The 12,677-nt window shown below is 69.0% G+C and carries 13 protein-coding genes; 7 read left to right on the plus strand and 6 right to left on the minus strand.

All coding sequences use genetic code 11. The annotated features are described in order from the left end of the window. Window positions 1-240 precede the first annotated feature (240 nt). Both LF262_RS04235 and LF262_RS04240 read left to right on the plus strand, forming a co-directional pair. Window positions 241-2,109, plus strand: a complete 1,869-nt coding sequence (locus tag LF262_RS04235; RefSeq protein ID WP_235778991.1) for a DEAD/DEAH box helicase — start codon at window positions 241-243, stop codon at window positions 2,107-2,109. A gap of 6 nt (window positions 2,110-2,115) precedes the next feature. Further along, entirely contained in the window at window positions 2,116-2,991 is an 876-nt protein-coding gene (locus LF262_RS04240) for a DNA-methyltransferase (protein WP_235778992.1), read from the plus strand. Window positions 2,992-2,997: 6 nt separating this feature from the next. On the opposite strand, the gene LF262_RS04245 is transcribed toward LF262_RS04240, so the two are convergent. Together LF262_RS04245 and LF262_RS04250 are read right to left on the minus strand one after the other, a co-directional pair. Next, window positions 2,998-3,381, minus strand: coding sequence for a hypothetical protein (locus tag LF262_RS04245; RefSeq protein ID WP_235778993.1), 384 nt, complete (start codon window positions 3,379-3,381; stop codon window positions 2,998-3,000). 123 nt (window positions 3,382-3,504) lie between these two features. Continuing rightward, window positions 3,505-4,353 (minus strand): PHP domain-containing protein, encoded by an 849-nt coding sequence (locus LF262_RS04250; protein ID WP_235778994.1) that lies wholly within the window; start codon window positions 4,351-4,353, stop codon window positions 3,505-3,507. A gap of 90 nt (window positions 4,354-4,443) precedes the next feature. On the opposite strand from LF262_RS04250, the gene LF262_RS04255 reads away from it, so the two are divergent. Next, window positions 4,444-5,991, plus strand: coding sequence for an aminopeptidase P family protein (locus tag LF262_RS04255; RefSeq protein WP_235778995.1), 1,548 nt, complete (start codon window positions 4,444-4,446; stop codon window positions 5,989-5,991). A gap of 46 nt (window positions 5,992-6,037) precedes the next feature. Here LF262_RS04255 and LF262_RS04260 read toward each other — a convergent pair whose 3' ends face one another. Beyond that, window positions 6,038-6,976: a YflT domain-containing protein gene (locus LF262_RS04260; RefSeq protein ID WP_235778996.1), complete on the minus strand. Its 939-nt coding sequence runs from the start codon at window positions 6,974-6,976 to the stop codon at window positions 6,038-6,040. A gap of 84 nt (window positions 6,977-7,060) precedes the next feature. On the opposite strand from LF262_RS04260, the gene LF262_RS04265 reads away from it, so the two are divergent. Genes LF262_RS04265 through LF262_RS04275 form a run of 3 tightly spaced genes read left to right on the plus strand, consistent with a single transcriptional unit; the run spans window position 7,061 to window position 10,063 of the window. Further along, complete coding sequence (locus LF262_RS04265; RefSeq protein WP_235778997.1) at window positions 7,061-8,338, plus strand: magnesium transporter MgtE N-terminal domain-containing protein; 1,278 nt, start codon at window positions 7,061-7,063, stop codon at window positions 8,336-8,338. Continuing rightward, window positions 8,331-8,942: a DUF1003 domain-containing protein gene (locus LF262_RS04270; protein ID WP_235778998.1), complete on the plus strand. Its 612-nt coding sequence runs from the start codon at window positions 8,331-8,333 to the stop codon at window positions 8,940-8,942. Before LF262_RS04265 ends, LF262_RS04270 begins: the two co-directional genes overlap by 8 nt. After that, the gene (locus tag LF262_RS04275) at window positions 8,939-10,063 is read left to right on the plus strand and encodes an Mrp/NBP35 family ATP-binding protein (RefSeq protein ID WP_235778999.1); all 1,125 of its coding nucleotides are present in this window, start codon (window positions 8,939-8,941) and stop codon (window positions 10,061-10,063) included. Before LF262_RS04270 ends, LF262_RS04275 begins: the two co-directional genes overlap by 4 nt. A 111-nt stretch (window positions 10,064-10,174) precedes the next feature. Here the strand turns inward: LF262_RS04275 and LF262_RS04280 are convergent, their stop codons facing one another. The 3 genes from LF262_RS04280 to sigE are packed head-to-tail and all read right to left on the minus strand — an operon-like array spanning window position 10,175 to window position 11,767. After that, entirely contained in the window at window positions 10,175-10,567 is a 393-nt protein-coding gene (locus LF262_RS04280; RefSeq protein WP_235779000.1) for a twin-arginine translocase TatA/TatE family subunit, read from the minus strand. Window positions 10,568-10,624: 57 nt separating this feature from the next. Continuing rightward, window positions 10,625-11,134 carry a hypothetical protein gene (locus LF262_RS04285; protein WP_235779001.1) on the minus strand — a complete coding sequence of 170 codons (510 nt, stop codon included), beginning with the start codon at window positions 11,132-11,134 and terminating at the stop codon, window positions 10,625-10,627. Window positions 11,135-11,143: 9 nt separating this feature from the next. After that, on the minus strand, window positions 11,144-11,767 hold the full coding sequence (gene sigE, locus LF262_RS04290; protein ID WP_235779002.1) for an RNA polymerase sigma factor SigE: 624 nt from the start codon (window positions 11,765-11,767) through the stop codon (window positions 11,144-11,146). A gap of 239 nt (window positions 11,768-12,006) precedes the next feature. Between sigE and LF262_RS04295 the strand changes: the two genes are divergently transcribed. Continuing rightward, a complete protein-coding gene (locus LF262_RS04295) occupies window positions 12,007-12,639 on the plus strand; it encodes an O-methyltransferase (RefSeq protein ID WP_235779003.1) in 633 nt (210 codons plus the stop codon). Window positions 12,640-12,677: the final 38 nt, after the last annotated feature.

The raw sequence follows: 12,677 nt of genomic DNA on the forward strand, positions 1-12,677 counted from the left end.
CCGGCCACGATTCCGGGGAACAGTGGCATTCGCGGTACGATTGGACAGTTATTGGATGCCCGATCGTACTGATGCGATCCTCTTTCACCCGCTGGCAGGCGCCGGCACCTTGATAGCCCGCGATCGGCTTCCGCTGGTTGGCCGGCGCGCGCTCCTGCTCCAGACGCCCACGATTCAGATCGGCGGCGCTCTGTTGAGCGAGACTCGCTCGGGCCCCGATGGAGAGGGACCCTTCCCCCTGTGAATGAAGTCCACACGCACGACCTTCTGACCGACGACTCGGGAACCGAGACACTCGAGACCGAGGAGACCATTACCAATGACGCCCCCGTACGTCAGGAGAGCGCCAAGACGTTCTCCGACTACGGGGTCGCACCGGAAATCGCCCAATCGCTGGCGGACGCCGGAATCCTGAACCCGTTCCCGATCCAGTCGATGACGCTCGGCGTTGCGCTCGGCGGGCATGACATCATCGGCCAGGCCAAGACCGGCACGGGCAAGACCCTCGGCTTCGGCATCCCTGCACTCCAGAGGACTATTCCTGCAGAGCACCCCGACTACGCCAAGCTCCCGGTGCCGGGAGCGCCGCAGGCGCTGGTAGTCGTGCCGACGCGCGAGCTCGCGGTCCAGGTGAGCAAGGACCTCCAGACGGCGGGCAAGCGCACTACGCTCCGCGTCGAGGTCATCTACGGCGGCCGCGCCTACGAGCCGCAGATCGAGGCGCTCCAGCGCGGCGTCGAGGTGGTCGTCGGGACCCCGGGGCGCCTCATCGACCTGCACCGGCAGCGGCACCTGAACCTCAAGAACGTCCGCATGATCGTGCTCGACGAGGCGGACGAGATGCTCGACCTCGGGTTCCTCCCGGACGTCGAGACCCTCATGGCTGCCGTTCCCCCTGTTCGTCAGACCCTGCTGTTCTCGGCCACGATGCCCGGCCCCGTCGTCGCGATGGCCCGCCGGTACATGACGCAGCCAACCCACATCCGCGCTGCTGACCCCGACGACGATTCGATCACCAAGAAGGACATCCGTCAGGTGATCTACCGGGCACACCAGCTCGACAAGGGCGAGGTCGTGGCGCGCATCCTCCAGGCGGAGGGCCGTGGCCGCACCATCATCTTCACGAAGACCAAGCGCACCGCGGCGAGGCTCGCCGAGGAGCTGATCGACCGCGGTTTCGCCGCAGGCGCCATCCACGGCGACCTGGGCCAGGGCGCCCGCGAGCAGGCGCTCCGCGCGTTCCGCCACGGCAAGGTGGACGTCCTGGTGGCCACCGACGTCGCGGCTCGGGGCATCGACGTCGAGGACGTCACCCACGTCATCAACTTCCAGTGCCCGGAAGATGAGAAGGCGTACCTGCACCGCGTGGGCCGCACCGGCCGTGCGGGCCACAAGGGCACCGCCGTGACGTTCGTCGACTGGGAAGACGTGCCCCGCTGGACGCTCATCAACAAGGCCTTGGGGCTCAACGTCCCGGAGCCCGTCGAGACCTACTCGTCGTCCCCGCACCTGTACGCAGACTTGGACATTCCCGTAGGCACGAAGGGCCGCCTTCCTCGCGACAAGCGGGTGCTCGAGGGGCTGGCGGGCGAGGCGCTCGAGGACCTCGGGGAACCGGGCAAGAAGGCGTCCCGCCACGGCGGCAAGGCCAAGGGCAAGCGCCACGACGAGGCGGCCGGCGAGGGCCGCGGTCGGCGCGGGGGCAAGGGACGCATCCAGAAGGCCGGGGCTGAGGGGCACGACGACGCCGCTGCCGCAACGGCCGCTGCCGAACCCACGGCAGACTCCGGCGAGCCGATTGAGGGTGCGGGCAAGTCCGGGCACGGGCACGGCCGCGCGGACCGCCCGGCGCACACCGAGACGAGCGGCGAGGGGCGGCGTCGTCGTAGGCGTCGCGGTGGGAACGAGGAGCCCGCCGAGGCTGGCCCGCAGGCCCCTGCTGCCAAGCAGCCTGCTGAGGCTGCGCCGGCGACGCGGTCCTCCGCCCTGGCAGTCCACCTCATGGACGGCGAGGACGGCGCTCCCCTAGACCGCGGGGTCGCAGCGGCCCGGCGGCGCCGCACGCGCCGGCGCAATGGCGAGGTCGTCTCGCGGACCGAGGCCGAGTAGACGGAGGTGGGCGTAGCTGGCGCTCGGTCCGCTGGTGGGCTCTGGTCCCCCGACGGACGGGACCTCGTGGTGCACGGCGACAATGCCGTGGTCCTTCCGCACCTGCCGGACGGGGCCTTCACAATGGTCTACATCGACCCGCCGTTCAACACGGGCCGCTCGCAGAAGCGCCAGGAGCTGAGCATGGTCCGCAGCGCGGACGGGGACCGCATCGGGTTCTCCGGCCAGCGCTACGAGACGATCAAGGGTGCCCTCCACCACTACGACGACGCGTTCAGTGACTACTGGGCCTTCCTCGAGCCCAGGCTCATCGAGGCGTGGCGCCTCCTCGCAGAGGACGGGACGCTGTACCTGCACCTGGACTACCGGGAAGCGCACTACGCGAAGGTCATGCTCGATGCGATCTTCGGCCGGGACTGCTTCCTCAACGAGATCATCTGGGCCTACGACTACGGCGCGCGGACCAAGCGCCGCTGGCCCACGAAGCACGACAACGTGCTCGTCTATGTCAAGGACCCGATCAGGTACCACTTCGACTCCACCGAGGTAGACCGCGAGCCGTACATGGCTCCGGGCCTTGTGACGGCTGAGAAGCGCGAGCTCGGCAAGCTCCCCACGGACGTGTGGTGGCACACCATCGTCTCCCCCACCGGGCGGGAGAAGACCGGCTATCCCACCCAGAAGCCCGAGGGGCTCGTGCGGCGCATGGTCGCCGCCTCGAGCCGCCAGGGCGACTGGGTGCTGGACTTCTTCGCCGGGTCCGGAACGCTGGGCGCGGTGGCCCAGCGCCTCGGTCGGCGGTTCGTGTGTGTGGACGAGAACCCGCAGGCCGTCGCCATCATGGCTGCCAGGCTCCCCTCCGCACAGGTCGTCAGGGGATGAGCCGGATCAGTGTGGGGCCTCCGAACATCCGCTCATGAGCTGGACGCCGTTCGTCGTCTGCCGCTTCGCGAGCACCTGGCCCTTCGAATCACAATGGGCGTTGAACAGGAGTGCGAACCCCTCACCGTTCTGGTAGTTGCCGTTGGCGCCGGGCGCGAGCGGAATGGTGCCCGGAGGGACGAACGTCCAGTAGCCATCGGGAGCCCACGGGGCCTTGAGGAACGCCCAGTTGCCCTGGAGGTGCACAAGCAAGCCTGGAGCGGCTTCTATGTACTCGCTCCCGGCGTAGGGCGGCTTGCTCAGGTTGGTGCAGTCGAGGGCGTGTGCAGTGGTCGGAACAAGGGTCAAGGCTGCCGCGACGCCAAGCGCCGCGAGGGTCTTTCGGAACATCGGTCACTCCGTCTCATCTGATGCGAGTGTGCGCTTTCCGGCGGCAGCGGGTTCGCCGTCGTCGGCCCCGGCGATCCCAGCGTTCTCGCAGTGTCAGAGAAAGTCAAGCGACTGGAGAAAAGTTCACGGCCGCACGACGGCGGTGCCTCGCCCCTGGCGTTCGATCTCACCGAAGGCCTCGGGAGTGGTGACATTCTCGCCGAGCCGGTTCGGCTTCCCGGCCCCGTGGTAGTCCGATGATCCCGTGACAAAGAGCCCGGCCTCGCTGGCAAGGTGCGTGAGGAACGGGCGGCGGTCCTCGGGGTTGTCCCGGTGGAACACCTCGAGGCCGGCCAGTCCTGCGTCGATCATCTCCCGGTACACGGACTCTCCGACCGTCCGGCCGCGGGCGGAGGCCACGGGGTGCGCGAACACGGGCACGCCCCCGGCCGCCCTGACGAGCTCCACCGCGAGCGCCGGCTCGGGGGCGTAGTGCTGGACGAAATAGCGCGCACGGGAGGACAGGATGGTGGCGAACGCCTCGGCGCGGTCGTCCACGACCCCTGCGGCGACGAGCGCGTCTGCGATGTGGGGCCGGCCTACCGTGGCGCCGGGCGCGAGGTGCCGGGTCACATCGTCCCAGGAGAGCGGATAGTCCTCGGCGAGGAGCGAGACCATGTGCTCGGCCCTTGACAGGCGGGCGTCCTTGGCCTTCGTGATCTCCTCGAGCAGGCCCGCGTGCGCCGGGTCCTGGAGGTAGCTGAGGACGTGGACGCTGATGCCCTCCGGCGTCCGGCAGGAGACTTCCATCCCGGGGACGAGCGTCAGGCCGAGTCTCCGCGCGGCGTCGGCCGCTTCGTCCCAGCCGGACGTCGAATCATGGTCCGTGATGGCGAGGACGTCGAGGCGCGCCTCCACCGCGGCGGCGACGAGCTCCGTCGGCGTCTCAGTCCCATCGGAGACCCTGGAGTGGGCATGCAGATCGATCCTCACGCCCCCACGATAGCGCCGGGACGCGGTGCACGCGCCTTCGCCATGCGCGGACCTGCTGGACATCGCGGAGCCCGGTGGAACAATGGAATAATGAGTGTTTCAGATCCCGCAGAGCAGCCCCTCCAGGACCGTGTCAACAACCGCTCCCAGCGGCCCACCTCAGAGGCCTTCAGGAGTTTCATGGCCTCCCAGTGGGCCCCGGCTGACGCGCCGCTCCCCGAGCGCGACGAGGTAGCGGACTTCGCCGCCCGGCGCCGTCGTGCGATCTCGGACCGCTTCCCGGGCGAGCGTCTCGTCATTCCCGCCGGCCCGCCGAAGGTCAGGTCCAATGACACCGACTACCGCTTCAGGCCCCACTCGGCATTCGCCCACCTCACCGGGCTCGGCCTGGACCACGAGCCTGACGCCGTGCTGATCCTCGAGCCCGTGGACGAGGGCACGGGCGACGGCGGCGGCCACCACAGCGCCACCCTGTACTTCCGTCCCCTTGCCGGCCGGGACACGGAGCAGTTCTATGCGGACGCCAGATCGGGCGAGTTCTGGGTCGGCGCCCGGCCCACCCTCGCCGAACTCGAAGCTCGCCTCGGCATCGCGACCGCGCACATCGACGGCCTCGAGGTCGCGGTCACCAAGGGAGTGGGCTCCCCGGCGATCGGCGGCATCTCGATCCGCCTGGTGCGCAAGGTCGATGAGAACATCGATGCCCTCGTAGACACCGCCCGGTACAACACGGCCCAGGACCAGGACACCCTTGACCTGAGCGAATTCGACGCCCTCGACGAGCAGCTGGCCGAGGCACTCTCCGAGCTGCGGCTCATCAAGGACGAGTGGGAGGCCGGCCAGATGCGCGAGGCCATCGCGGCCACGGCTGCCGGCTTCGAGGAGATCGTCAAGGCCCTCCCCCGGGCGGTGGCCCACCGCCGAGGCGAGCGCGTCGTGGAGGGCGTGTTCTTCGCCAAAGCCCGCGAGGTGGGCAACGACCTCGGGTACGAGACCATCGCTGCCGCAGGCAACAATGCCACGGTGCTGCACTGGATCCGCAACACCGGGTCCGTTCGCGACGGCGACCTGCTCCTCGTGGACGCCGGCGTCGAGGCGGAGTCCCTGTACACCGCGGACGTCACCCGAACCGTGCCGGTGAACGGGACGTTCTCCGAGGTCCAGCGCCGCATCTACCAGGCCGTGCTCGACGCCGCGGACGCCGCGTTCGCCGCCGCCAAGCCCGGAGTGAAGTTCCGCCAGGTCAATGCCGCCGCCATGGAGGTCCTCGCCGCACGGCTCGAGGAGTGGGGCATCCTTCCCGTGACGGCAGCGGAGGCACTGTCCGACTCCGGCCAGCAGCACCGGCGCTGGATGCCGCACGGGACGAGCCACCATCTCGGACTCGACGTGCACGACTGCGCCCAGGCACGCCGCGAGCTCTACCTCGATGGAGAGCTCGCCCCGGGCATGGCCTTCACCATCGAGCCCGGCCTCTACTTCAAGGCTGAGGACCTCGCGGTCCCAGAGGAGTACCGCGGCATCGGGGTGCGCATCGAGGACGACATCCTCATGACCACCGAAGGCCCCGTGAACCTCAGCGCTGCGCTCCCCCGCACTCCCGACGACGTGGAGGCCTGGGTGGCGTCACTGCGCTGACGGGCTGGCCTGGTCCTGCACGGAGGCGTCGCAATCCCAGGTGCGGCTAGGCGCCGCGGTGAGCGCCGCCGTCGTGCTTGTGCTCCTCACCCTCCTGGCCGCCCTCTTCCGCCCGGGGAGCGGTCTCGTCCTCACGGGGAGCCGCCTGCTGGGAGTGTTCGGGATCCACGCGCACCCCATACTGGGGCCGGCCGTCGGGCAGATCGTGGTAGCCGGGCCGCGATTCGCGGGCCGAAGGCTGTTCGGGATGGGGCTGGGCCTCCTGCCCGGCTGCGTTCACCGGCGGCTCGGCAGCGTTGACGCCGTACGGGTCGCTCCACCCCGAAGGGCGCTTGGGCTCGGCCTGCTCAGGCGGCTGCCACTGCTGGCCACCCTGCTGGCCGTAGCCGCCCTGCTGGTGCTGACCCCAGTCCTGGCCGTGCTGGCCGTAGCCGTTCGGGCCGTACCCCTGCTGGTCATGTCCTTGGTGTCCCCAGCCCGTATGCGCCGCGCCCTGCCCCATCGGCAGCTGGGAGAGGAGCCGACGCGCCTCGTGCGCCACCTCCTGGCCGACGATCACGTCATAGTTGCTCGCGATGACCTGGCTGGTCGAGGTGAAGTCGCGCTTGCCGCGCTGCATCGCGTACGTCACGATCCCGAACAGCATGAAGAAGGCGGCACCCATCAGCACCGACGTGATGATCGAGAAGTAGCTTCCGTTCGGGGTGAAGAAGGAGAGCAGCACACCCACGAACAGGCCGAACCACATACCGCTCAGCGCCCCGTTGAGCGCCACGCGCGGGTAGCTCAGGCGCCCAGTGACCCGCTCGACGAGCTTGAGGTCATTGCCGATGATCGCCACCAGCTCAACCGGGAACTGCTGGTCGGCGAGATAGTCCACGGCCTTCTGCGCATCGAGGTAGGAGGTGTACGAGCCGACGGTTTCGCCCTGCGGGAGCGTGCGGGCCTCGTCGGCGGGCTTGGCGGAACCGAACATGTTGGACATACCCCCATTCTTACCCGTCCGGCCGCGCCGCGCGCAGGTTTCCGCTCAGAGTGAGCACTGAGTTGGCTGGAGTAGCCTAGAGCCGTGAGTTGGACCCCCACACGCGTGTTCGTCGCCAGGCTCCTCGGCCTCGACGTGTTCGACCCTGCCGGCGACAGGGTCGGGCGACTGCGCGACGTCGTCGTGCTCCCCCGCGGCGAGCGGCCCCCCCAGGCAGTGGGGATCGTCGTGGAAGTTCCCGGAAAGCGCCGGGTGTTCGTTCCGATGACGCGTGTGACGAGCATGGACCAGTCCCAGATCATCACGACGGGGCTCATCAACCTGCGCCGGTTCGAGCAGCGCGGTGCGGAGCAGCTCGTTCTGGGCGACGTCTTCGACCGCCATGTGACGCTGGTGGAGGACGGCACCGAGGCCGCCATTGAAGATCTGGCCATGGACCAGCAGCGCAACGGCGACTGGCTCGTGAGCAAGCTGTTCGTGCGGCGGCTGCAGGGCGGACGCGGGCTGCGGAGCCTGCGGCGCGGAGAGACTCTGCTCGTCGACTGGGAGGACACGCGCCATGCCGCCGGCCAGCCCCGCGGCGCGACGCAGTTCCTCGCCACCCACGAGGACCTCAAGCCCGCGGACTTCGCTGACGCCATGCAGGAGATGAGCGACCAGCGCCGCTTCGAGGTCGTCTCAGAACTCCAGGACGAGCGCCTCGCCGACGTCCTCCAGGAGCTCCCCGAGGACGACCAGGTCGAGATCCTCTCCGCACTCGACCTCGAGCGCGCCGCCGACGTGCTCGAGGAAATGGACCCGGACGATGCCGCGGACCTCCTTGGCGACCTCCCGGTCGAGAAGGCAGAGGAGCTCCTGCGGCTCATGGAGCCCGAGGAGGCCGAGGATGTGCGCCGGCTCCTGCAGTACGACGAGGGCACTGCCGGGTCGGTCATGACCCCGGTCCCCGTGGTGCTGCCGCCCGAGGCCACCGTCGCCGAGGCCCTCGCCCACGTGCGCCGCGAGGAGCTCAGCCCCGCGCTCGCCTCGGCGATCTTCATCTGCCGGCCGCCGCTCGAGACCCCTACCGGCAGGTATCTTGGCACCGTCCACATCCAGCAGCTCCTGCGCAGCGCTCCTCCCGAGCAGCTCGGCTCGATCGTGGACAAGAACCTCGAGCCGATCCAGGACCTCGCGTCCATCGGCGAGGTAGCCCACGTCATGGCCCAGTACAACCTGAATTCCATCGCGGTAGTCAACGAGGCCGGCCGGCTCGTGGGTGCCGTCACCGTTGACGACCTCCTCGACCACCTCCTGCCCGATGACTGGCGCGTGCATGAGGACGGCGAGCCTGTGAAGAAGTTCGGAGGACGTTTTGGCTGAGCCCCGCAAGCTGCCCGGTCTGGATACGCCCCTCGAGCAGCGAACGCGGCTCATTCCCCGCCTCAGTCCCGACCCTGACGCGTTCGGCCGCTTCGCCGAGAGCTTCGCGCGGTACATGGGCACACCGCGCTTCCTCCTATACATGACGCTCTTCTGTGTCGCCTGGCTCGGATGGAACACCTTCGGGCCCGAGGAGTGGCAGTTCGACCCGAAGGCGCTGAACTACACCCTCCTGACGCTGCTCCTCTCGCTCCAGGCCTCGTACGCCGCGCCGCTCATCCTGCTCGCGCAGAACCGGCAGGACGACCGCGACAGGGTGCAGATCGAACAGGACCGTTCGCGGAACGAGCGCAGCCTCGCCGACACCGAATACCTCACCCGGGAGCTCGCCTCTCTGCGCCTTGCGCTGCGCGAGGTGGCCACCCGTGACTTTGTCCGGTCTGAGCTCCGCTCCCTCCTCGAGGACCTCGCAAGCGACGCGGAGGAACGGGATGTCGAGCGGCGCGTCGAGGCCAAGGCCCGCAAGGAACGCAAGGAACGCAAGCAGCACAGCCCCAAGACGCAGCAGGTCCCGAGGATCCTTGAGACGGATGGCACCGAATGAGCACGCCGCCTGTCTCCGAGGGCGAGGTCCGCACGGCGCTGCACCAGGTCATCGACCCGGAGCTCCGCCGTCCGATCGATGAGCTCGGTATGCTCCAGTCGGTGATGGTCGACGGCGCACGGGTCGCCGTCCGCGTGCTGCTCACCATCGCGGGGTGCCCGCTGCGCGGCACGATCGAAGGCGATGTACGGGCTGCGCTCGCTGGAGTCCGGGGGGTCGAGGACATCGTGGTCGAGCTGGACGTCATGAGTCCCCAGCAGCGGCAGGAACTCAGGGAACGCCTCCGCCCCGAACGCGGCATTCCATTCAGCCGGCCCGGTTCGCTGACCAAGGTGTATGCCGTGGCCAGCGGGAAGGGTGGGGTCGGCAAGTCCTCGGTGACTGTCAACCTCGCCTGCGAACTGGCCTCGCGCGGGCTGCGCGTGGGCATCGTCGACGCGGACGTCCACGGCTTCTCGGTCCCGGGGCTCCTAGGGGCCAGCGGCACGCCGACCCAGGTGGACGACATGATCCTGCCCCCCGTGGCCCACGGAGTCAAAGTCATCTCGATCGGGATGTTCGTGAAGGGGAACCGGCCCGTCGCCTGGCGCGGCCCCATGCTGCACCGCGCGCTCGAGCAGTTCCTCGGAGACGTGTTCTTCGGTGACCTCGACGTGCTGTTCCTCGACCTTCCGCCCGGCACGGGGGACGTCGCGATCTCGGTCTCGCAGCTGCTGCCCAACGCGGAACTCCTCGTCGTCACCACGCCGCAGGCGGCCGCGGCGGAGGTCGCCGAGCGGGCCGGTTCCGTCTCCGCGCAGACGGGCCAGAAGGTTGCCGGAGTGATCGAGAACATGTCTGGGCTGACCCTCCCAGACGGCACGGTGATGGAGATATTCGGCAGCGGCGGGGGCCAGCGGGTTGCCGCCAGGCTCACGGAAGTGCTCGGGGCCCCGGTCGAGGTGCTCGGGCAGGTGCCACTGGATGTCGCGCTGCGTGAGGGCGGGGACGCTGGGCTGCCCATCGTCCTGGGCCGCCCGGACTCCCCCGCCGCCACCGTTCTGCGGAGCATTGCCGACCGTCTGGCGGCGCGGCCGCGCGGGCTCGCGGGCAGGAGCCTGGGCGTGGCACCCGCACTCTGACGGTCTCACCGACGAGGGTGCTGCCAGGACCCCCGCGACCACATGCCAGAGACCCGCAAGTGATGCTGCGGGTCTCTGGCGGAGTACTGTGGGGTCTCGCGTCGGGGTGAATCAGGTGGCCTCGGAGTCGAACGGCGCCTTCTCGCCGTTGGAGAGCCGTTCCACGACCCGGTCAGGCGCGCTGGGAGGTGCCGAGGCAGCGTTGGCCGCGGCGGTTGTAGCGGCCGCGGTGGATGGCGCCGAAGGGCCATCGTCGTCGAGGAGCGCATTGCGGATGATTTTCCGCGGGTCATACTGACGCGGATCGTACTTGCGCCAGTCCACCTCGTTCAGGTCTACCCCTGTTTCCTCCTTGAGCTGCTCCTGGGCGCCGGAGGCCATGCGGCGAAGCTCCTTCACGATATTCGTGAGCTTCTGGGTGTATTCGGGCAGCCGCTGGGGACCGATCACGAGGATGCCGATGACCAGCAGGATCAGGAATTCCGGGCCGTTGATTCCGAACACGCGTGCAACATTACCTTCTGCCCGCGAGGGCGGGCGATTCCGTCGTGGAGAGGGCCATCAGGGCCGCCCTGACGCCCCGAACACCATGCGCAGCCCGCGTCCGAGCCTGTCGAGGGGCTCGTCGGACGGCGCGGTGGTAGTGGTGGAAGCACTCGGTGCCATGCGGCTCGGCAGGTCCGATCCGGTGGCGGTGCGGACGAGCGCCGCGGCCCCGTTCCCCGGTGCCGCAGGATGCTGAGGCTCCCCCGCGACGGCGTACGCCGTGATCGCCAGTGCTGCTGCGCAGGCGGCAGCACCGGCCAAGGCCGCGAACCCGGCCCGGGTCGCACTCCGTCCCCTCCCGCATCCGCTCTCGGCGTGCTCTTCTTGGGCCGCGAGATACTGTGTGTGCTCGAGCAGCCTCTCGTGGAGCGCGTGGCTCGCATGTGGGACTTCGGCATGATGCAGGGAAGCGAGGTATCGACGCTCAGTCTCGAGCCTGCCCCGGCAGTCAGCGCAGCCGCTGACGTGGGCGGTCGATCCAGAATGCTCGTCAGGGAGGAGATCCCTCCACCGTGGCAGACCCATGCAGCCCCCTCAGCGCGTGCCGCGGGCGACGCGCGGCAGCGAGATCCGCTTCTTGGCAGCGCCCCGACGCGGATCGCGGTGCGCGAGCTTCTCACGCAGAAGCGTTCGGCCACGGTGGATGCGGCTCCGGACTGTGCCCAGTTTGACGCCCAGGGCGTCGGCGACCTCGTCATAGGAGAGTCCCTCGAGGTCGCACAGGACAACAGCGGCCCGGAAATCAGGAGGAAGCTCTTCGAGGGCGGCCTGGACGTCGAGGTCGAGGTTGTTCATCTCGTAGCTGCGCTCCGGCCCGGGCTCCCGTCCGGGGAGCCGCGACTCGGCGTCCTCGGCCAAGGCGTCGAACCGGATTCGGCCCTTGCGGCGTGCCTGATCGAGGAAGAGGTTCGTGGTGATGCGGTGCAGCCAGCCGTCAAGCGTGCCGGGCCGGAAGTTCTCGAGCGAGCGGAACACACGGACGAAGACTTCCTGGGTCAGGTCCTCGGCGTCGTGCTGGTTACCCGTGAGCCGGTACGCGAGGCGGTAGACCTTGGCAGAATGCTGTGTGACGACTTCTTCCCACGTGGGAGGAACCCAAGGCTCGCCCTCGGGGACCTCGTAGGGGGTTGGGGTGGCCGCGGCCGGTCCAGCTGACACGTCCACACACCTGCCTTTGCTTCGTCTGCCTGCGGCCCGGCCAGTCGGAGTGCCGGTGTCGATGAGGCCGCTCGGATACTCAAGTGTGCCAGTACATGCTGTGAGTTGGCTCGATGTTCCGCCCCCAGCGTACAAGGGCTGGATGCGCGGGCTCCCGCACCCGTTCCAGAAGGAAAGGTCCCAGAACGATAGGCTGGATCAGTTCCCCGATGGTCACGGAACCGGAGCGAAAGCGAATCATGAGCACCGACAAGTCCACCAGTTGGTCCTACACCGAGGCGTTCGCGTCCGAGGACGTGGTGTTGGAGCGGGCCCGGGAGCGCTCGTTCGAGCTTGGAGTCACACCGGTGAGCCCGGGAGTCGGAGCAGTCCTGACCGTCCTCGCAGCGGCGTCGAAATCGCACGCCGCGGTCGAGATCGGCTCGGGGGCCGGCGTCTCGGGCATCTGCATCCTCCGCGGCCTGCCGGGGCACGCAGTATTCACCACGATTGACCGCGACGTCGAGCACCTCAAGGCTGCCCGGCAGTCCTTCGCCGAGGCCGGTATCCGGTCCAACCGGATCCGGACCATCCCCGGGAGGGCCGAGGCCGTGCTGCCGCGGCTCACCGACGGCGCGTACGACCTCGTGTTCGTCGACGCCGACAAGGCCAACGCACTGCTGTACGCAGAGCAGGGGGTCCGGTTGCTCCGTCCCGGCGGTCTCCTCGTGGTCAACGACGCCTTGGACCGCGACCGCGTCTCCAATCCCGCGCACCGCGAGCCGACGACCATGCGACTGCGCGAACTCCACCGGGCCCTCGGTTCGGACGAGCGCCTCGCAGCCTCGATCCTCCCCACCGGAGACGGCCTCATCGTCGCCGCGCGCCGATGAGGTGGAGAGGAATCCCCTGAGACACGCCGAGGGCCGGT

It is taken from the genome of Sinomonas notoginsengisoli (assembly GCF_021554725.1).
In the GTDB taxonomy this organism is placed as follows: Bacteria; Actinomycetota; Actinomycetes; order Actinomycetales; family Micrococcaceae; genus Sinomonas; species Sinomonas notoginsengisoli.

What these genes read in the sequence shown, in the direction of transcription:
- LF262_RS04245 (WP_235778993.1), bottom strand. Translation starts at nt 3,381, where the DNA reads ATGTTCCGAAAGACCCTCGCGGCGCTTGGCGTCGCGGCAGCCTTGACC.
- LF262_RS04255 (WP_235778995.1), top strand. Translation starts at nt 4,444, where the DNA reads ATGAGTGTTTCAGATCCCGCAGAGCAGCCCCTCCAGGACCGTGTCAAC.
- LF262_RS04275 (WP_235778999.1), top strand. Translation starts at nt 8,939, where the DNA reads ATGAGCACGCCGCCTGTCTCCGAGGGCGAGGTCCGCACGGCGCTGCAC.
- LF262_RS04285 (WP_235779001.1), bottom strand. Translation starts at nt 11,134, where the DNA reads ATGGGTCTGCCACGGTGGAGGGATCTCCTCCCTGACGAGCATTCTGGA.
- LF262_RS04260 (WP_235778996.1), bottom strand. Translation starts at nt 6,976, where the DNA reads ATGTCCAACATGTTCGGTTCCGCCAAGCCCGCCGACGAGGCCCGCACG.
- LF262_RS04295 (WP_235779003.1), top strand. Translation starts at nt 12,007, where the DNA reads ATGAGCACCGACAAGTCCACCAGTTGGTCCTACACCGAGGCGTTCGCG.